18 protein-coding genes are annotated in these 20,108 nt (G+C 59.6%); 11 read left to right on the top strand and 7 right to left on the bottom strand.

The genetic code is table 11. The features are described from left to right. Nucleotides 1-139: 139 nt before the first annotated feature. The 9 genes from ACRQ1B_RS13465 to ACRQ1B_RS13425 all read left to right on the top strand — a co-directional run bounded on the left by ACRQ1B_RS13465 (nt 140) and on the right by ACRQ1B_RS13425 (nt 10,635). Complete coding sequence (locus tag ACRQ1B_RS13465; RefSeq protein WP_432294598.1) at nt 140-619, top strand: RNA polymerase sigma factor; 480 nt, start codon at nt 140-142, stop codon at nt 617-619. 100 nt (nt 620-719) lie between these two features. Further along, on the top strand, nt 720-1,700 hold the full coding sequence (locus ACRQ1B_RS13460; RefSeq protein WP_432294186.1) for a FecR family protein: 981 nt from the start codon (nt 720-722) through the stop codon (nt 1,698-1,700). A 33-nt stretch (nt 1,701-1,733) separates the two neighbouring features. Beyond that, nucleotides 1,734-4,118, top strand: coding sequence for a TonB-dependent receptor (locus ACRQ1B_RS13455; protein ID WP_432294184.1), 2,385 nt, complete (start codon nt 1,734-1,736; stop codon nt 4,116-4,118). Nucleotides 4,119-4,166: 48 nt separating this feature from the next. Beyond that, entirely contained in the window at nt 4,167-4,496 is a 330-nt protein-coding gene (locus ACRQ1B_RS13450) for a DUF2218 domain-containing protein (protein ID WP_432294183.1), read from the top strand. Nucleotides 4,497-4,501: 5 nt separating this feature from the next. After that, a complete protein-coding gene (locus ACRQ1B_RS13445) occupies nt 4,502-5,395 on the top strand; it encodes a siderophore ABC transporter substrate-binding protein (protein WP_432294181.1) in 894 nt (297 codons plus the stop codon). Then, on the top strand, nt 5,392-6,369 hold the full coding sequence (locus ACRQ1B_RS13440) for an ABC transporter permease (protein WP_432294180.1): 978 nt from the start codon (nt 5,392-5,394) through the stop codon (nt 6,367-6,369). The genes ACRQ1B_RS13445 and ACRQ1B_RS13440 overlap by 4 nt, the downstream gene beginning before the upstream one ends. Continuing rightward, nucleotides 6,362-7,303, top strand: a complete 942-nt coding sequence (locus ACRQ1B_RS13435) for an iron chelate uptake ABC transporter family permease subunit (protein WP_432294179.1) — start codon at nt 6,362-6,364, stop codon at nt 7,301-7,303. The genes ACRQ1B_RS13440 and ACRQ1B_RS13435 overlap by 8 nt, the downstream gene beginning before the upstream one ends. After that, nucleotides 7,300-8,061: an iron ABC transporter ATP-binding protein gene (locus ACRQ1B_RS13430; protein ID WP_432294178.1), complete on the top strand. Its 762-nt coding sequence runs from the start codon at nt 7,300-7,302 to the stop codon at nt 8,059-8,061. The genes ACRQ1B_RS13435 and ACRQ1B_RS13430 overlap by 4 nt, the downstream gene beginning before the upstream one ends. A gap of 315 nt (nt 8,062-8,376) precedes the next feature. Beyond that, nucleotides 8,377-10,635, top strand: a complete 2,259-nt coding sequence (locus tag ACRQ1B_RS13425) for a TonB-dependent receptor (RefSeq protein ID WP_432294177.1) — start codon at nt 8,377-8,379, stop codon at nt 10,633-10,635. Nucleotides 10,636-10,774: 139 nt separating this feature from the next. Here ACRQ1B_RS13425 and ACRQ1B_RS13420 read toward each other — a convergent pair whose 3' ends face one another. The 7 genes from ACRQ1B_RS13420 to ACRQ1B_RS13390 all read right to left on the bottom strand — a co-directional run bounded on the left by ACRQ1B_RS13420 (nt 10,775) and on the right by ACRQ1B_RS13390 (nt 18,598). Beyond that, nucleotides 10,775-11,716 carry an ABC transporter substrate-binding protein gene (locus ACRQ1B_RS13420; protein WP_432294176.1) on the bottom strand — a complete coding sequence of 314 codons (942 nt, stop codon included), beginning with the start codon at nt 11,714-11,716 and terminating at the stop codon, nt 10,775-10,777. A gap of 10 nt (nt 11,717-11,726) precedes the next feature. Next, nucleotides 11,727-12,761, bottom strand: coding sequence for a FecCD family ABC transporter permease (locus ACRQ1B_RS13415; protein WP_432294175.1), 1,035 nt, complete (start codon nt 12,759-12,761; stop codon nt 11,727-11,729). Then, complete coding sequence (locus ACRQ1B_RS13410) at nt 12,761-13,756, bottom strand: FecCD family ABC transporter permease (protein WP_432294174.1); 996 nt, start codon at nt 13,754-13,756, stop codon at nt 12,761-12,763. The genes ACRQ1B_RS13415 and ACRQ1B_RS13410 overlap by 1 nt, the downstream gene beginning before the upstream one ends. Further along, complete coding sequence (locus ACRQ1B_RS13405) at nt 13,753-14,553, bottom strand: ABC transporter ATP-binding protein (protein WP_432294173.1); 801 nt, start codon at nt 14,551-14,553, stop codon at nt 13,753-13,755. Before ACRQ1B_RS13405 ends, ACRQ1B_RS13410 begins: the two co-directional genes overlap by 4 nt. A 22-nt stretch (nt 14,554-14,575) precedes the next feature. Then, the gene (locus ACRQ1B_RS13400) at nt 14,576-16,951 is read right to left on the bottom strand and encodes a TonB-dependent siderophore receptor (RefSeq protein WP_432294172.1); all 2,376 of its coding nucleotides are present in this window, start codon (nt 16,949-16,951) and stop codon (nt 14,576-14,578) included. A gap of 109 nt (nt 16,952-17,060) precedes the next feature. Beyond that, the gene (locus ACRQ1B_RS13395) at nt 17,061-17,996 is read right to left on the bottom strand and encodes a FecR family protein (RefSeq protein ID WP_432294171.1); all 936 of its coding nucleotides are present in this window, start codon (nt 17,994-17,996) and stop codon (nt 17,061-17,063) included. A gap of 89 nt (nt 17,997-18,085) precedes the next feature. Next, on the bottom strand, nt 18,086-18,598 hold the full coding sequence (locus ACRQ1B_RS13390; protein ID WP_432294170.1) for an RNA polymerase sigma factor: 513 nt from the start codon (nt 18,596-18,598) through the stop codon (nt 18,086-18,088). 224 nt (nt 18,599-18,822) lie between these two features. Between ACRQ1B_RS13390 and ACRQ1B_RS13385 the strand changes: the two genes are divergently transcribed. Beyond that, nucleotides 18,823-19,203, top strand: a complete 381-nt coding sequence (locus ACRQ1B_RS13385; protein WP_432294169.1) for a pore-forming ESAT-6 family protein — start codon at nt 18,823-18,825, stop codon at nt 19,201-19,203. Between the two features lie 200 nt (nt 19,204-19,403). Beyond that, nucleotides 19,404-20,042: a trimeric intracellular cation channel family protein gene (locus ACRQ1B_RS13380; protein WP_432294168.1), complete on the top strand. Its 639-nt coding sequence runs from the start codon at nt 19,404-19,406 to the stop codon at nt 20,040-20,042. Nucleotides 20,043-20,108 lie beyond the last annotated feature (66 nt).

Below are 20,108 nucleotides of genomic sequence, written 5' to 3'. Positions count from 1 at the left end.
TGTTAGAGAGGTGCTCCGCGACATAGTCCCGGACGCATGAGCCACCTTTCAGTCAATCGACCACCTATCGGAAGACAGCGTGCAAGAACGACAAGCCAAGCCGCAACGGGATATCGGCCTAGAGGCTGACCCTTTATTCATGGGACATCGTCCGGCATTGATAAGCTATTCGGCCCGCATTCTCGGCTCGCGGGATGCGGCCGAAGATGTCGTGCAGGAAGCCTATCTGCGGTTTGGCCTCGGCAACCTGCCAACGCAGACGGCACGACAGGGACTGGCCTATCTTTATCGTATCGTCCGCAACCTTTCACTCGACACGATAAAGCGTCGCAAAATAGAACATCGCGCACAGAATGATGATCCGCCATTCTGGATCGTGCCGCGCGTGAGTGAAACACCAGAGCAGACAACGATGTTCTGTGACGAAGTACGAATTGCCCAACAAGTACTGGCTTCGCTGCCGCAAGAGGTTCAGATTGCCGTGAAAATGCACCGGCATGGCGGCTGCACACTGGAAGTCGTGGCAGAACATCTGGGCATTTCGGTTGCTACCGCTCATCGGCACGTGAAAACTGCAATGGTAAAGATCGCCATGGCTCTAGACAGAAAAAACGCCTGAACATCGTGCGACATACGAAAAATTTCTCCGCTTCAATCGTTTCTATTTCAAACAGACAAATTCGGGTAAGTCATTTTCAGGAATCCGAAGCGGGTATCACGTGACGCGGCACGAACAGACAAGCGAGGAACTGCTCGAACAGGCAATGGATTGGTTCCTGCGCCTGCAGGAGCCGTCACGCTCGCGTGGCGACGAACAGGATTTCGCAGCCTGGATCAGCCGCTCGCCGTTGCACCAGCAGGCATGGGCAAAGGCCTGTCGTACCTGGGAAGTGATGGGCGAGACCATTCCGGTCAACTTGTCGGCACACCAAACCCGACGGCGGATGACTGCCACCAGGCCACGCGGTTTCGGAAAGCGCAAGACAATCGGCATCGGCCTGACCGCTCTTGCCGCCTGTCTCGCCGCGATCGTGGCCGGACCGGCGATCGTGATGCAGACACAAGCAGATTACATGACGGAAACCGCGCAAACCCGCCACGTCACCCTACAGGACGGCTCAACCGTGGAACTCAGCGCCGCCAGCGCCATCGCCGTCGATTTTTCCGGCACGGAACGGCGGGTGAAACTTCTTTCCGGCGAAGCATTTTTCGATGTGCGACCGGATATCACCCGCCCCTTTACCGTCGATGCCGGTGGCGAACTTGATATCACCGTGCTTGGGACACGTTTTGACGTCAATATCACGCCGCAACGTGCCACGGTGCAACTGGCGCATGGAGCAGTCGATCTTTCGGCCCCTCAAACAGGCGAAAAGATGAAACTTCGCCCCGGCGATGTCATCAGCCTTGATCGCAACAACGGTCAATTGTCGAAGAGCAGCGTAAACGTGGACGCCATCGCGTCGTGGCGCGACGGCAAGCTGTTCGTGCAGGATGTGCCGATCTCGTCCGTTGTGGCGGAGTTGCAGCGCTATCATCCGTCATGGATCACCGTTGCCAGTGGTGAGCTTGGCGCACGCCGCGTGACAGGCCTGTACGATCTGTCAAATCCCGACCGGGCGCTGGAAGCACTTGTCAGGCCTTATGGCGCCAAGGTGCATCACGTTTCGCCCTATCTGCGCGTCCTGTCGTTTTTCTGATCCCGATAATTTTCGAAGATTTTTTATCGTGACATGAAAAATCCCATCGCGCTGATCGTCATTACCCTGATGCAGGCGTGGCGGCAGGGCGGATCACTGAGGAGAAGGAGCGGCATGACGCTTCATGTAAGCGGGGAAAAGTGCCAAAAGTCGAACAAGGGAAAGGTTCTCGCGGTCAGGCTTATGGCCTCGGTCGCCGGCAGCTCCGCTCTGATGTTGCAGGCAGCGCCTGCAATTGCCCAAGACGCGCAACGCAACTTCAACATTCCGGCTCAATCACTCGCATCGGCGCTCAACATCTTTGGCAGGCAGTCCGGCTTGCAGGTCTCGGCGGCAGCCTCCACCTCTGCGGGCGTCACGTCGAAAGCCATTTCCGGCAATCTCTCGCAGCAGGCAGCACTCGCCCAGCTTCTCGAGGGAACAGGGATTTCCTACAGCATATCCAATGATACGGCGGTGATCGGCCTCCCGGCGGCGGAAACCGTTGCAGCCGACGATCAGGACGGCATGGTCCTTGCTCCGATCGACATCGAGGGACAGTCGGTCGGCCAGGACGATATCGCTGAAACCGTGATCGGTGCGGCGCAACTCGAGAGGCTTAGCCCGATCGACATTGCCGACGTATTCCGTGAACAGGCGGCCGTTCAGGTCGGCAGCGCGCTACCGATGTCGCAGAAAGTCTATGTGCGCGGCGTGGAGGAAACCAATCTGGCCGTCAGCATCGACGGTGCTCGCCAGAACAACAAGGTATTTCACCATAATGCCACGAACCTGATCGATCCATCGTTCCTGAGGGCGGTAGACGTGGATTCCGGCATTGCCCCCGCCGATGCCGGCCCGGGCGCATTGGCCGGCGCGATCAATTACCAGACGAAGGATGCCAAAGACCTGCTGGCTGGCGGCAAATCCTTCGGCGGCTTCGTTTCCTCCACATACAATTCCAACAGTGACGCCGTGGTCACCGGTCTTTCGGCTTATGGTCAGAAGGATGGCTTCGATTTTCTCGGCTATTTTACCGTCGGCAAGGGTAACGAGTTTCACAACGGCGATGGCCATGTTGTCGCGGGAACCGAAACCAACCTTCTGAGTGGCCTTGGCAAGATCGGTTACGAATTCGAAAGTGGCGACCGGTTCGCGATCAGCCACGATCGCGTTGTCGATGACGCGCCGCGCCCCTACCGCGCCAATGCAGGTATCGTCTTGACCCCTCGCCCCTGGGAGCCACGCATCCGTGATTACCGTCTGGACAGGCAGAACACTGTCTTCACCTATACGGACGAAACCCCACAAGGATGGTGGGATCCCACGATCAGGCTCGCCTACGGATCGACAAAGGTCAGGGTCGGCATCTACGGACCACCCGGATACCTCTATGACGACACCGGCAAAACCTCCAGCCTGAACGGAAAATTCGAAAACAGGTTCTCTTTCGATAGCGGCAATGTTGTCGCCGGTTTCGATTTTTACAATGACAGGGCCGAACTGAAAGATCCGGTCGATGCCGGGATTGAAAAAGCCGGGAATGTTGGACTTTATGCTCAGGCTCGCCTAGAGCCATGGGCGCGGACACGTCTTCTTTTCGGCGCACGCGCGGACCATCATCAGTTTACCGGCGTCGATGGCAGCGATTTCAGTGACCGCGGCCTCAGCGCCAACATTTCCGGTGAATACGACCTGACCGACATCTTCACCGCCAAGGCCGGTTTCTCACACGTGTGGGCAGGAGCGCCGCTGACGGAAAATTTCGTTATCAATCCGAACTGGGATTATGGCCGCGACGGCCCGCAGCCCGTGACGGCCGATAACTACATGGTCGGGCTCGAAGCGGAACATAACGGTTTCACCGCAGAGGGCACGCTTTTCCGAACCGATATCGACAATGCGCGCACGCCCTTCTACCGCTACAATTCCGTCGCGCCCGCACCCTTCCCCGGCGCGCTCCCGGCGCTGCGCACCCGCGGCCTCGTCTCCAAAGGTTTCGATCTCGGCGTCGGATATGAATGGGCAACCGGTTATATCAAGGTGAAATATGTGCATATCGACGTGGACGTCGATGGTCTCCCCGCCAATTCGGACAGCGGCAATTATCTCGCGTCCCCGGTTGGTGACATCGTCACCTTAACCGCCTCTCACACATTCGAGGAATGGGGCCTGACCATCGGCGGCGATATGGAGATTGCTCCGGAATACGACCACGTCGTTTCCGGCACCGCCCCTTACAAGGCATATGAGGTCGTCAACGTCTTCACCGAATGGAAGCCGCAACACCTCGAGAACTTCACCTTCCGCGCCGAAGTGAAGAATCTCTTCAATGAAAATTACTCGGGCCGCGCCACCTATGGCCAGGAATTCGACAATGTGAGCCCCCTCTTCGAGCCGGGCCGCAGTTTCCTGATCACGGCCAAGGCAACCTTCTGACCAGACGAGCAGAGCATCGCCGGCCACAACGTCGGCACAAAGGAGCAAATGATGATTGAAACAACCGCTACGCTTTCCACCGGGAATGCTGCAAAATACATCGCTCAACTGTGCAAGCATTTCGCCCATAAGGTGGACGTGTCCCATTCGGACGGTCATGGCGAATGCCGCTTCGTCTGCGGCACGGCGGTCATGGATGCGGAAGAAACCACAATGCGGATCCGGGTGACGGCGCCGGATGAAGACCAGTCGAAGGAAACGCAGCAGGTGATCGAAAGCCATCTTCTGCGCTTTGCTTTTCGCGAAGAGTTGCAACCCCTGCAATGGCAGAGATCACCGCTTCACGACAGCCGGAACATAAGCGGTCTTGGGAGCTGACGTCGATGCGATTTTACACCCTGTCTCTCGTCGTCAGCCTGTTTGCGACCTGCGTGCAGGCCGCGGAAATCAGGACCGCGCGGGGCCCTGTTGATATTCCCGCGAGACCGGAACGTGTCGCGGTGTTCGATCTGGCGGCACTTGATACGCTCGACAGCCTTGGCATCAAGCCTGCTGGTGTGCCGGAAAAACTCTATCTTGCGCAGCTCGAAAAGCTTAAATCCGGCGCGCAAGCCGTCGGCAATATTTTCGAACCGGATCTTGAAGCATTGAGCGCCCTGGCGCCTGATCTCATCGTGCTTGGAGGCCGCTCCTCGCCCAAACTCGATTCCGCTGCGCGTGTGGCGACCAGCATCGACATGACGATGAATGGTGACGATCTGGTCGACCAGGCAAAGCAACGGCTTGCCGATTACGGCGCTTTGTTCGACAAGCAAGCCGAAGCCGGAGCGATTGCCACCGAGCTTGACGGTGTGATCGAGGCGACGCGGGCAAGCGTTGCCGGCAAGGGCAATGGTCTGATCATCATGACCAATGGCCCGAAGGTGACAGCCTACGGTGCCGGCTCACGGTTTGGCTGGGTGCATGCCACTTTGGCTTTGCCGCCGGCAGTGCCGGACATGGAGGTCGCGACGCATGGCGAAGCGATCTCTTTCGAGTTCATTCGCAAGGCCAATCCGGACTGGCTTCTGGTGGTCGATCGCGCCGCCGCAATCGGTTCAGGAGAACAAGGCGCTCGCGCCACGCTGGACAACGAATTGGTGGCCGGCACGACGGCGTGGAAGAAAGGGCAGGTCGTTTATCTGCCGGCTGCCGATTTCTACATCGCGGCTGGGGGCATTCAAGCGACGCAACGCGTCCTTGCCACCATCCGGGAAGCATTTTCTGCGGCAAGATGAAGTCCTCCACACGATACCATCCAAAGACATTGCCAATATTGGCGAGCTTCGTACTCGCCTTTCTGTGTCTGATCAGTCTCGGCGTCGGAGCAGACGATGCCTCGATCACCGACCTTTGGCAGAGCTCATCCGGCACCGAACTCCTGGCAATCAGCCGACTTCCGCGCACGCTTGCAGCCTTGCTTGCGGGCGCCGGTCTGGCGATTGCGGGTCTGATCATGCAGGCAATCGCCCGCAACCGTTTCGTCGAACCCGCAACGGCCGGCACGGCGCAGTCGGCAGAACTCGGCATCCTTCTGGTCACCATCCTCTGGCCGGCAGCGGCGCTGGGCTGGAAGGCGATTGCTGCAAGTCTTGCGGCTCTGGCAGGAACCAGCCTGTTTCTGATGACGGCGCACAGACTGCCACCAACGCAGCCATATCTCGTGCCGCTGTTCGGTCTTGTCTATGGCGGTGTCATCGGCGCTGCCGCGACCTTCCTCGCCTGGCAAGCCGATCTGCTGCAATATCTATCCGTGTGGAGCAACGGCGATTTTTCCGGCGTATTGCGTGGCCGGTATGAATTGCTCTGGCTTGGCACCATTCTGGTGGCAGCAGCATGGCTGATTGCCGATCGGCTGACGATCATGGCGCTTGGACGTGAAACGAGCATCGGCCTGGGTATCGATTACCAGCGTATGCTGCAGATCGGCCTGGGTATCGTCGCCACCATTTCCGCAGTCACTGTCGTGGTGATCGGCATCATTCCCTTCGTCGGCCTGGTGGTGCCCAACCTCGTCTCTCGGGTGATGGGCGATAACATGCGCGCTACACTTCCGGCAACGGCGTTATTGGGCGCAATCCTCGTGCTCGGTTGCGATATTCTGGGACGACTGATCCGCTTCCCTTACGAAATTCCCGTCGGAACGGTGATGGGCGTGGTCGGCGCCGTCTTTTTCCTGTTTCTTCTGTTTGGCCGGCGCGCCGATGCGTAACCGTGGCTTGATCATCCTCACGCTGGTGGCACTTGCGTGCGTCATCTGTTTCATGACACTCGGATTACGCGGTAATCTCGCTTTCGTGCTTGGACTGCGCCTGACAAGGCTGGCAGCGCTGGTCGAGGTCGGCATTGCCATCGCCATTTCCACCGTCGTGTTCCAGACGGTGACGGCGAACCGCATACTGACACCCTCAATCATGGGTATCGATGCCCTTTACGTGTTCGGGCAAATTTTGCTGGTCTTCCTGTTCGGCGGATTGGCCTATGCGGCAATGGACGCGCGGGCGAAATTTTTCGGCGAAATCGTTTTGCTGATGGCCCTGACATGCGGCCTCATCCTGCCGATGTTGCGGGCCCGATGGGACGTGGGGCTGATGTTGCTGTGCGGCGTCGTGGTGGGTGTGCTGTTTCGCAGCCTGCATTCGCTGCTTGCGCGTTTGATCGATCCCAATGACTTTGCAGTCGTGCAGGGCGGCAGTTTCGTTGATTTCAACAATGTTGAAACGGACCTTCTCGTCATTGCCTCTCTGCTGACCGCCGCAGCACTGATCGGCATCTGGCGTGCCCGGCATATTCTCGACATCGTTGCACTTGGGCGAGACACGGCGATCGGTCTCGGCATTGAATGGCAGAAAACCCAGATTGCCTGCCTTCTTCTTGTCTGTGCGCTGGTGGCCGTCTCGACCGCGCTGGTTGGTCCGGTTGCTTTTCTCGGGCTTTTGTTGGTCGCCCTTTCCGAGCGGATTGTGAAAACCCGCCGTCATGCGGTCCTCATCCCTGCGGCAGTGCTGGTCTCGGTTATCGTTCTTGTGGGCGGGCAAACGCTGTTCCAGCATGTCCTTGGCAACACCTCGACGCTCGGCGTCGTCATCGAATTTGCAGGCGGCGTTATCTTTCTCATCTTGCTCTGGCGCGGGAGCCGCACATGATCCGTATCGAACAGGTCTCTCTGCATTACGGCGCAGCGGAAATCCTCAAAAACGTTTCTCTGACCATTCCCAAGGGCGGCATAACGGCGCTGATTGGTCCCAACGGCGCCGGCAAGTCCTCGCTTATGGGTTTGATTGCCCGCCTGCAACCGTTGCAGACCGGTTCGATCAGTATCGATGACCTGCCGGTCGGAACGACACCGAGCCGGGATATGGCGAAAAAGCTTGCCATTCTTCGGCAGGACAATCAGGTCGGCAGCCGGTTGACGGTGAAGGAACTGGTTGGGTTCGGGCGGTTTCCGCATAATCGCGGACACACGACACAACTGGACGCCGAACGGGTGGACGAGGCACTCAAGCTTTTCGATCTGTCCGATCTGGCCGGCCGTTTCCTCGAAACCCTCTCAGGCGGGCAACGGCAACGGGCCCTGGTTGCCATGGCCTTCTGCCAGGATACGGATTACCTGCTTCTCGATGAACCCCTGAACAATCTCGACATGTATTTTTCACGCGAGCTGATGCGCCTGCTGCGGCGGATCGCCGATGAGCGCGATAAAACGATCGTCGCCGTTCTGCACGATATCAATTACGGCAGTGGTTTTTCGGATCGTATCATTGCGATGAAGCATGGTCAGGTCATCGCCGACGGTTCGCCGAAGGCGCTTTTCACCAGCGAAACACTCAAGCACATCTATGGTTTCGATATCCCGGTGACAATGATTGACGGGCAACCCGTCGCGCTGCCTTTCAGGAGGTAATATCAAGCGCGCAGCTGTGAGTACGGCCGGTTTTCAACACCGCGCAGCTCCGCGCCGATGGTGGGAAATTCGGACTTGTCGTGATGTTGCACCACACAGATGCCGCAAGCATCTCCTTGCCGCCGCAACAGTCGAAGAACATTCCCGACATTTTAGAAGAATACTCTGCATCTCACTGAAAAAATTCTTCATCCGGATCGTCATTACCCTGAACGCAGGCATGACGCCTGCGGAACAGACCGGATCGACGTCACGCAATGACGTCGGACAGTCAGCATCCGAGCCAATATGGCAAACAGGGGACGAGGAATAGAAATGTCGAGGGGCAATTTTTACATCGGGTTGAGGGGACGCAGCTATGCTGTCTTGGCGGGAGTATCGCTGCTGGCGATGTCTGCCTCGGCCTATGCTCAGGGCACAAACCGCACCGAGCGCGCTTCAGACGCCACCGCTACGACGCTTGAACCGATCGTCGTGACAGGTACGTCCGACGGTAGCACCCCGGCAACAGGCACGGTTGGTCAGCCTTCGGAAGCCTATGCGGGAAACCAGGTCGCCAAAGGTGCCCGTATCGGCGCACTCGGCAATCGGTCGGTCCTCGAAACACCATTCAGCGTCACGTCCTATACGGAAAAGCTGATCCGTGACCAGCAGGCGAGGACCATCGCGGATGTCACGCTGAACGATCCCTCTGTACGCCAGGATGCGCCGACCTACAGCGAGCGCGATTCCTTCTTCATTCGCGGCTTCTCGGTCGTCAATCTTGACGTTCTTTATGACGGACTTCCCTACATTGCCAACCCTCGACGCGGCTTCATTGAAGGCATAGAGCGCGTCGAGGTCCTGAAAGGACCGACGGCCTTTGTAAATGGCGGCGTCGGTCGCGTCGGCGGCACCATCAACCTTGTGCCGAAGCGCGCGGCTGACGAGCCGCTGACCCGCCTTACCACCAGCTACCTGAGCAGTTCCCAGCTCTGGACCCATGCCGACATCGGCCGCCGCTTTGGTCCCGCCGGCGAGTGGGGCATCCGTGGAAATGCGTCCTACCGTTTCGGCCGGACCGGCATGGATCACAATGATATCGAAGTGGGGGTTGCCTCGCTTGGGATCGATTATCGCGGCGAAGATGTTCGCGCTTCCCTCGATCTCAACCACTCGACACAGAACATCGATGCACCGACGTCGCTGTTCAACGGTGCGGCACTCCCGGCCGGTGTAGCTATACCGCGCGCTCCGGACGGAAAGATAAACACAGCCAATCCGTTCGAATACCACGACAGCAAGCACAATATGGCGGCTGCCCGTATCGAATACGACGTTCTGGACAACACAACGATCTATGCCGCCGGCGGCGCGAGCCGTTACAGAGAGGATTTTCTGACTTCCTCCTACACGATCCGCGACCCGAACGGCAACGCGACGTCGGAACTCGCCATTCAGCCGCAGCAGATCCAGGGCTTTTCCGGCGAAATCGGTCTGCGTTCGGAATTCGATACCGGTCCGGTCGGGCACAAGGTCAACATCTCCTTGCAGAGAAGCCTCAATGAAAACTACCGAGGTGGTTTTGCTCCCGGCTCGATCGGCCTTCCTGCCGCTTATCCGATCAACATCTATAACCCGAACTACTTGCCGGATGGCTCGGTCAACATCGGCGCATTGCCGCGCTCGAACGATCTGCCCTTGTTTGCCGATCTTCTGTCCACCAGCCTGGCGGTCTCGGATACCCTGTCCTTCTTCGATGACCGCCTGGACGTGACATTGGGCGGCCGCTTTCAGGAGGTTCGCTCCAGAGGTTTCAACACCCGTCCAGACAGAGGTACGGTCGGCGTGCGCAATTACTTTTACGAGGAATCGCGGTTCAGCCCTGCCGTCGCGGCCAATCTGCGCCTGACCGAAGGCCTCTCCGTTTACGCCAATTACGTCGAGGCGCTCGGCGAGGGCGGGATTGCGCCTGCGACAGTCGTCAATGCCAACGAGGTCTTCCCTCCCTTCGTTCATGATCAGAAGGAAATCGGCGTCAAATATGATCTCGGTTCCTTTGCAGTGACGGCGGCACTGTTCGAAATCAGGCAGGAAAGCGCTTACACCGACCCGGTCTCGAACACCTATGCGGTCGACGGTCTCCAGATCAATCGAGGTCTCGAGCTTTCACTGTTCGGTGAGCCGGTAGATGGTCTGCGCCTGCTTGGCGGCGTGACGATTATGGACGCCAAGCTGGACCGCACGCGACTGGGAACATTTGACGGCAATCGTGTGCCCGGCGTTCCCAAAACCATGATCAGCCTCTACGGCGAATATGACACGCCGTGGGTGGAAGACCTGACTCTGACCGGTCGCGTCCTCTATAGCGGCAGCACCTATTATGATCAGGCAAATACACAGAAGGTCGATGGCTGGACACGTGTCGATCTCGGCGCGCGCTACAAGACGGCCGGCTGGAATGGAAAGCCGGTCGAAATCCGGGCAAATGTCGAGAATGTATTCGGCGAGAACTACTGGGCATCTTCGGCGCGCGGTTTCCTTGCCGCCGGCGCCCCCCGGACATTCATGCTGTCCGCGTCCTTCGATTTCTAGCCCGCCCCCGCGGGTTCTTATGGCCGCACCGCAAGCGGTGCGGCCATATCTTGAAGGTGGCATCCGTCAGCATGTCGATAATCGCGACCGTTGTCACCTGTCGCGAATACCCCTGAGCCCCGAAGGAGGGGAGATCATTTTAGCGCCACTCCGCGTCGAGCTTGTCAAGAAACAGGCCGGCACCACGGAAGCTCGGTGGATAGATTTCGTAGCGAGAAAAGCTGAGAATGCGCTTGGCCTGATAGGCGCGCAAAAAATCTTCGTAACCCGGCGCGACACGGGCAAGGGCCGAAAAAATGCTGTCGGGGTTTTCGCCGCTTTCCGGCAGATAGGACGTCACGATCAGGTCGGCATCGATCTCGCCAATCAGTTCGGCACCGATCGTCATGCTGCTCTGGCCCGCCGGCACGCTCTGCGCAAGGGCCGTGCGGCCCATGCCCAGATCGTCGAGCACGGTCGTCAGTACGCCATATTCCTTGAGGACGGTCAGCGTGCCGTCGCGTTCATTGGCCAGAATAGCGGAATATGTTCCTGCGGCCAGCGCCTTCGGCAGCTTTTCGCGCGTTTCGGCTATCCGTTTGTCATAGGCGGCACTCATCTCGTCGAAACGCGCCTGCCTGCCGATCCAGCCCGCATATTCCTTGTAAAGATCGAAAGGTTTCTGACCATTTTCGGCATCGAACATCAGCGTCGGGGCAATGGTGGAAAGCTGTTCGCGCAGGGTGCCGTAGTCACCGATATTGGCGACGATGAGATCGGGCTTCAAACCGCGGATACGCTCCAGATCCGGCTTGCCGTGAATGGAGGCGAGCGCGATCTGATCGAAGTTCAGCCCGAACAGTTCGCGGGCGCCGCGAATGAATGTGCTGCCATCCGGTGCCAGCCTGCCAGCACTGGCAATCAGCGGCGCATCAAGCTCCTTCGTCATCACCGTCAATGTCCAGTCATGCAGCGACAGGATGCGCTGCGGCGCGTCCGGCACCTCGACCGTGTTGCCGCCATGATCGGTGACGTTGCGCGCAAGCACCGGTGAAGCAAGCGCGAGTGTTGCAGCAAGAACAAGTTTCGGGATCAGACGCATTGCAAAAATCCTAACGGCTGGAACGGGAAAGGCGCGCGGCGATGAGGAAGGTGAGGACGCCGGCAATCGAGACGAGAATGCCGGCCGGCACGATGACGGGCAGGAACAGCGTGCGTCCGGCCGTATCGGCAATGAGAAGGATCAGTGCGCCGCAAAGCATGGCAACGGGCATGACCGCTCCCGGCCGCTCGCCGACCAGCGCGCGGGCGATATGGCCGGCAATCAGGCCGAGAAAGGAGATCGGACCGACAGCCGCGACGATCGGTGCCACAAGGGCTGCTGCCATCATTGTCAGAGCCAAAGAGAGGCGACGCGGCGAGGCACCGATGCCGGCCGCCTGTTCATGGCCGAGAAGCAGCGGCATCATCTGGCCGGATGCGACCAGCGACAGCGGCAAAAGCACGGCGGCCCAGATCGCCACCATGCCGGCGCCGCCGGCCGAAACGGATGTGAGCGACCCATGTGACCATGCCAGCCAGCGGGCAAATTGCAGAATGCCGCCACGCACCATGACGACCTCGATGGTGGCACCGAGCACGATGCCGACCGCAAGCCCGACGAGAATGAGGCCGGTGGACGAGGACAGCCTATAGGCCAGCGCCATCACGAACAGCGCCGTGGCGAAACCACCAGCCAGACCCGCCCAGGCAAGCCATGCTGGAGAGAGGCCGAAGACGGCGGCGCCGAGCACAACCGCAGCCATGCCACCCTGCGAAATGCCGAGCAGGCCCGGATCGGCCAGTCCGTTGCGCGCGACCACCTGCAGAAGATAACCCGAGGTGGCAATCATCGCGCCAGCGAGAATGGCGACGACAATGCGCGGCCAGCGCAGGAGCATGATGGCGGAGGTTTCCGGGTCGGCATCCTGCCAGGGCATCAGCCAGTGGATGACGTCGCCCATGGAGAGGTCCGTCGAACCCAGTCGGAGCGCGTAAAGCGTGCCGATGCCAAGCAACGTGAGCAGGGCAAGCATGATCATTGTCGGGCGCAGGCGGATGGGGAAATGGATGGCGGAGCCGATCCGAAGGGTCAGATGTTGCCGCATCAGGCCACCCTCCGCCGCAACGTCGCAACAACGATCACCAGAAAGGCGATGCCACCGCACAGCGCCATGACGGTGCCGACCTGCAGAAGTTGCGGTGCCAGCAGCGTGCGTGCGACAATGTCGGCAGAAATCACGATCACGGCGCCGCAGAATGTGCAGAAGGCAAGAGCGGCGCGACCTGTCTCGCCGATCAGCAGCCGGGTGATATGCGGCGCCACCAGCCCGACGAAACCGATCGGCCCGACGACGCAGACCGCGGAAATGGCCAGCGGGATCGCCAGCGCCAGCGCTCCCGCGCGCACCAGCCGGGGATCGGCGCCCAGCGCCGCTGCCTGTTCGGCACCGAGAGTGAGAAGATCGATCTGGCGGCAAAGGATAAAGGCGAACCCGATCCCGAAAAAGCCAATTGGCCAGAGCCATGCCAGTGGCTGGTAATCGAAATTGCCGATGTCGCCGACAAGCCAGCCCATCAGATTGCCAAAACGGTCAGGGTCGAGCGAGATGGCGAATGTCGTGGCCGACGAAAACAGTGTCGCGGTCATGGCGCCGCCGAGAATGAGCGATAGCGGATCACGCCCTCCTCTGTTGACAAGACTGGCGGCAAGGAAGGTGACGGCCACTGCTGCAACGCCGCCGATCAATGCCGGCCAGAAGAGTGCCGCGCCGCTCAGCCCGAAAATATAGATACCCAAAACGACAAAGGCGACCGCGCCGCTGTTGATGCCAAGCGTCGAGGGAGACACGAGATCGTTGCGCAGGATCTTTTGCAAAAGCAGGCCGGACACCGCGAGTACGGCGCCGGCATAACCGGCAACGACCAGCCGGGTCAGCCGCTGGTTGATCACCACGACATGCTGGTAATTGCGCGGATCATGGTTGAACAGCGCGTCGAAAACCAGCGCGGGAGAACTGAAACGTGCACCGGCCGCCAGATGCAGTGCGCAGAGCAAGCAAAGCGCCAACGCCATCACAACGAGGCCGAGGCCCGCCTTCATTCGACCGCACTTTCCGGCAGATGCACGATGGCGCGGCCAAAGGCCCGGGAGACTGTCGTGATACCGTAGACGTCAGCGATGTTGGCGCATGTCAGCACATCGGCGGCAGAGCCATCCGCCACCACCTTGCCGCCATCCATCAGGATGACTCGATCTGCATAGAGGCTGGCATGGGTGAGATCATGCAGAACCGCAACGACGGCACGGCCATCGGCGGCCTGCCTGCGCGCGGTTTCCAAAAGCGCGTATTGATGTTTCAAGTCAAGATGGTTGGTCGGTTCATCCAGCAGCAGAATATCGGCATCCTGCGCCAGTGCCATGGCCATGCGGCAGCGCTGCAACTGTCCGCCGGAAAGCTCGCCGACACGCCGATCGGCAAGGTCGGTGACCGCCATCGTCCGCATGGCGGCGGCGATGTGGGCCTGATCGTCCGGCGTGCCGCGGCTCAGCCAGCCCTCATGGGCAAAACGGCCCATGCCCACGAGGTCGGCAACGACCATACCGGCAGGCGCCTCGTTGGATTGCGCCAGCATCGCCATGCGCTGTGCCAGTTTCTTGCGCGAAAAAGCCGAGACGCGTTGTCCCGCCAGCATGACCGCGCCATGGCCGGGGACAAGCAGCCCGGCCATGATCTTGAGCAGCGTCGATTTTCCGCAGCCGTTCGGCCCCACCACGGCGGTGAATTCGCCGGGCCTGAAGGCAAGCGAAACCGTGTCCAGCACAGCGCCACCGCCGTAGCCGAATGTCACGTCCTCAAGTATGAGAACCGGTTCGCCCTGTTCTTTGCCTGCCTTCATCACCGCCTGCCGCATCAACCGATCAGAAGGATGCCTTGAGGGCAGCCATGAAGTTGATCGGCGCACCCGGATGGTTTTCGGTGCGGCTGGCGGTGCTTTCGATATATTTCTCGTCCGTCAGGTTGCGGCCGACCAGCGAGAAATTGAGATTGTCGTTGATCTTGTAGGAAACGGCGGCATCGACGCGGTAATAACCATCGACATAGAAGGGCTCTTCCAGATCACCGGCGCGGTCACCGACGGCGGTGATGCCGGCGCCGAGTTTCAGGCCTTCGAGCTTGCCGGTCTGGAACTCGTAGGTCGTCCACAGGCTGCCGCTCCAGTAGGGAGTGCCGATCAGGCGATTGCCGACATAGGCCGGATTGTCATCCCTGGTGACCTCGGCATCCACATAACCGAGCGATGCGATCACCTGCCAGCCATCCGTGATTTCACCGGTAATATCGATTTCCGCGCCGCGCGATCGCTGCTGGCCGACAAGGCGGGAGAAGTCCGTGTCTTCGATGCTGACTGCGACATTGTCCTTCGTGATATGGAAAACCGAGAAGGTCGCCGACAGACGGTCGCTCAGTTCAGCCTTGACGCCCGCTTCGACCTGCCAGCCTTCTTCCGGGTCCAGCACCTGCCCGTCCACACCGAGCGCGCTTTGCGGCATGAAGCTGGTCGCATAGCTGGTGTAGAAGGACAGCCGATCTGTCGGCTGATAGACGAGGCCGGCCCGCCATGTCAGCGCGCCGCCATCGAACGGCGGTTCTTCATCGCCGACGCGATGTTCGACAGTGTGGTCGAAGTGATCGTAACGGAGGCCAACAAGAGCCTTCCACTGGTCGGAGAACTCGATCTGATCCTGCAGGTAGACGGAGCTGGCGAGAATATCCTGTACGTAGACATTCTCCAGCGTCGTCGGCGTCATCGGGGCGCCGTAAACCGGGTTATAGATATCGATCGGCGCGATGTTCGCGCGGGCAGACCAGAAGTCCATATGCGAGCGGGTGTGTTGCACGCCGGCGAGAACGGTGTGTCCGATATTGCCGGTATCGAAGGTCATCACGCCTTCGAATTGCAGATCCAGATTGCGCATGTCTTCGATACGGTCGGTATAACGGCGGTTGAGCGTGCGCCCATCGCTCGCAAGGCCGCGAAGATCGATGCCGGTGTCCGTTGTGTAGGCGTCGTCATAACGCACCGTGCCGCGCAGCTTCAGCCAGTCGGTTGTCTGGTGCTCGGCCGAAAGCGAGATTCGGGTCTTGCGGCTGTTCACCATCGACCAGTCCTCGCCGAAATACCGGTCATACGGAACGTCGATGATTTCGTCGTCGGGGCCGACAACCAGCCCTCGGTCATATGGCTGTTTCTGGCGGGTGTGGTCGACGCTGAGCGAAACCTTGGTATCCTCGTCCGGGTTCCACTCCAGAACGCCGCTGATGTACTGGCGTTCGCTGTCGGGCCGGTTTTCGACAAAACCCTCTTCGCGCTGGGCGGCACCGGTGATGCGGCCGGTCAGGCTCGCATCGTCGTTCAAAGGGCCGCTGGCGGTTGCTTCGGCGCGGCGAAAACCAAAACTGCCGAGCTGGGTCGTAACCTCTGCCGTCGGCGTTGTGGTTGGGCGGCGGGTGACGAGGTTGATCAGGCCACCGGGCTCGCCACGACCGTAAAGCACGGAGGCCGGCCCCTTCAGGACTTCGACGCGTTCGACGCCGGCGAGATCAGGATTGACCTCCGGGCGGCTGCCGGTGGCGTTCAGCACCGAACCGTCGATGGCATAGTTGTTGGAAGAGAAGCCGCGGGTAATGAAGGTTTCGGCGCGGTTGGCGCCGGTATTGCTCTGCTGCACGTTGGAAACGTTCTGCAGTGCCTGGGTCAGGGTCGTCGCCTGCTGGTCGGTAATCACGCTGCGCTTGACCACCTGGATGGACTGCGGCACGTCGCGCAGCGGCGTGTCGGTCTTCGTACCCACGCTGCTGTCGGCGGCGCCGTAGCTGCGTCCACTTTCGCCTTCGACGGTAATGGTGCCGAGCATGGTCGTGCCGTCGGCCACAACGCCGCCGGAGGTCTTTGCCGGTGCGATGATGGTGACGGTGTCATTGGCGCCGAAACGATAGGTGAGGCCCGAACCGGAGAGCAGGCGTTCAAGTGCCTGTTGATCTGAGAGGCGGCCACTAACCGTCTTGCTGCGGGTGCTGGCCGGCAGGCTGCCGTCATATACGACATTGATGCCGGTGAACGAAGAATACCGGACGAGGGCGGCAGCAATGTTCTGTGCAGGGATGCTGAAATTCCGGACCCGAGAAGCTTCCTGCGCCTGCGCCGCCGAAGCGAATACGACAAGACTGGTGGTCGTCAGCAAGGTCCAGCCAAGCCCGACGCCAACCATACGGGATCCGATTTTACGCAACATGTTCATGCCCCTCAAACGCATTGGCACGGCACCGCCCAGCGCCGCTCAAGGACCCATACGAACGAGAGACGAGAAAACCTGAGTGCATCGGTAAATTATTTTCAAAGAATTAATTCCGAGCCGAAACGAGGGTCAGCAACGGAGTGTAATGGGTGAGCGTGATCGGCAGGCCTTGTTCCAGCGTGCGGTCGATACGGGCAATGTCGTTGACGTCGATGATGGCCGTTACGCGGCGGTTCGCAAGCGCCTGATCAAGCACGATGAGGCGGCCATCGCGCCAGCGGTTGAGTTCCGCCACCACTTCGCCGAGCGGCCGCGCCAGGAAAACAAGCTGGCGCTTGCGCCAACCAAGCCGACCTTCCGTTTCCTCCCTGATCACGGTTCCCAGCCTGCCATGTTCATAATCCACCGCATCGCCCTCACCGAGATCCAGACGCTGTGCTCCGACTTCGACCCGAACGTCGTGTTCGGTCACGGCAACACTCAGCCGCTCGGGCGCGATGGACACGGAATAGGCGGTGCCGAGGGCTGTCGCCTTCAGCGGTCCGGCTTCCACGACAAAAGGCCGGCCGGCATTCGGCGTGACGGTAAAATAGGCCTCGCCGGCATGCAGAACAACGGAACGCGCGGTGCCATTGAAATCGATGGAGATGGCGCTCGCGGCGGAGAGCAGCGCGGTTGAACCATCCGGCAGCGAGATCGTGCGGATTTGGCCTTTTCCCGTCGCAAAATCGGGGCGCCGCACACCAGTTGTCCAGGCTGCACCGATACCCGCCAGCAACAGGACGCCGCCGGCTGTCTTCAGGAAGGTGCGGCGCGCACGGCTTCCGGCCGGCGGTGGTTCCGCTGCCGCTTGCCCCCACAGGCGTTCGATGCGGGCATAGGCCGCGGCATGGCTTTCATCCGCTTCCAGCCAGTGGCGAAAACGGACGTAGTCCGATTGTGGCGTTGCAGGGTCGAGAAGATGCGCAAACCACGTCGCCGCTTCGTGGGTCACGCTGTCGCCGGCATCGTCCGGCTGGTTTGTGTGCGTGCTTTTACCCATCGCGTTGCTGAACCCTTTTCGCTCCGTCATCCATAATCGTCATTACGAATGAGGCGGGCAAAAACCTTGGCCGCCGTCGATCTCTATTCTCATTCATCCGGATGACAGGATGCATCCAGTTTTTCGAGAGCCGTGACCATATGGCTGAAGACGGTCTTCGGAGAGATCCCGAGCTTCTCGCCGATGTCGACATAAGTCAGCCCATCGATGCGGGCCATCACGAAAACCTGGCGCGCACGCGGCGGCAGAGCTTCGATAGCAACGGAAAGTGTCTGCAACTCCTGTCTGGCGGCCACCGTATCTTCCGGCGTTGGCGTTTGGTCGACGATGAAATCCAGATGGTCGATCCCGTGCACGAAGGGTGCGATCCGCTCTCTTCGCTGAAAATCGATGGCGATGTTGCGGCCCGTTCGCATAACGTAATTCTGCAAATGCGTGGGATCGAGCGGCACCGAGCGCCGTTCCCAAAGCCGGACGAATGTATCCTGCGTCAGATCTTCCGCGGCGGCGTGCGAATGTACCAGGCGCGAAATCGTGGACAGAAGACGCTTGCGTAGTCTGAGATAGGCGGACAGCAATTCGATGGGGCCGGCAACGAGCATGCCGGATCGCTAGCAGCGGGCGTGACGGCTGCCAATTCGCAAGAACGATATATGAGTAGATTGCTCATGTATTTTCATTTTAGGTGTAGCCTTTGTGTCACGGAGTTGATCACCTTGGCGCGTAAGGCGTGCTCGCACCTAGCCGAAGCTGATCACTCCCCTAATTAACGGCCCGCTGACATACGCCCGTGAATGTCAGACTAGGGGTTTTGAAGGAAACAAAGATGAAGAAAATTGTTTTGACCGGTCTCGTTGCACTCGGACTGGCGGCGCCTGCTTTTGCACAGGCAACCAACGAGCAGGTGGAAATGGCCTACAATTCCGCCCGCAACCAGCTCGGCGTCCTGAAATATTGCCAGAACGAAGGCCATATCGATGGTGAAGCCGCGACCGTGCAGACCAAGCTGATCGCACTCATCCCGGCCCCGGCCGATACCGCCAAGGGTGATGAAGCCGAAAAGGCCGGCGAAGCGGGCACGGTTGCTGCCATGGGCGTAAACCAGGAAATCGCCGCGTCCGCCAAGGCGCAGAACATCACGGAAAAGCAGTTCTGCGACACCGTTTCCAATGCCATCAAGCAGGTCGCAAGCCAGCTGCCGAAATAAATCTTGGTCTGTCACCAGCCATCCGCTGGGAAATAGGAAAATCGAGCGACCGGTCGGCAATGCCGCCGGTCGTTTTTCGTTATGGATGATTTGCAGGCAATATGCCGATGTGACAAGCAGGCTGCTTGTTTCAAAGCCGGCCTGCGCATAAAGCAGGCGACCGAACAGGCGCCGAGATTCCGGTAAACAAGGAGAGCGATGTGCTGACCCTTTTCGACTATGCGGGTGTCGTCGTTTTCGCCGCCACCGGCGCGCTCGCCGCTTCGCGCAAGCAACTGGATATCATCGGCTTTCTGTTTTTCGCCTCGGTGACCGGGGTTGGTGGCGGCACGTTGCGCGATCTGGTTCTCGGCAGACTGCCGGTCTTTTGGGTCAAGCAGCCCGACTATATCCTGATCTGCGTCGCCACCGCCATTCTGGTCTTCTTCACTGCCCATTTCGTCGAATGGCGATACAAGCTGCTGCTCTGGCTCGATGCCATCGGTCTTGCCGCCTATAGTGTCATGGGTGCGCTTATCGGCATCGAAGCAACAGGCTCGCCGATCATCGCCATCGTCACCGGCATGCTGACCGCTACCTGTGGCGGTGTTTTGCGCGATATTCTCGCCGATGAACCATCCGTACTGTTGCGCCCGGAAATCTATATTTCCGCCGCACTTGCGGGTGCCGGTGCCTTCGTCTTCTGCAACAATGCCCTTGACCTGCCGCTTTATGGCAGTGCTGCGGTTGGCTTTGCGACCGCCTTCGGCTTGCGTGGTGGTGCACTTTTTTATGGCTGGACCATCCCGCGTTACCGCCCGAGACCTGGGCGCAAGCCGGAAGATGCCCTGAAAAAATAATCACCTGCGCCGGCCGACCGGGATGAACCAAAACCCGCCTTGAGCGTTATTGACCCAGAATTATTG

Source organism: Endobacterium panacihumi (genome assembly GCF_050847465.1).
Taxonomy (GTDB): domain Bacteria; phylum Pseudomonadota; class Alphaproteobacteria; order Rhizobiales; family Rhizobiaceae; genus Neorhizobium; species Neorhizobium panacihumi.
The sequence above is the reverse complement of the archived record's forward strand: the minus strand, read 5'-3'. Positions and strand labels throughout refer to the sequence as shown.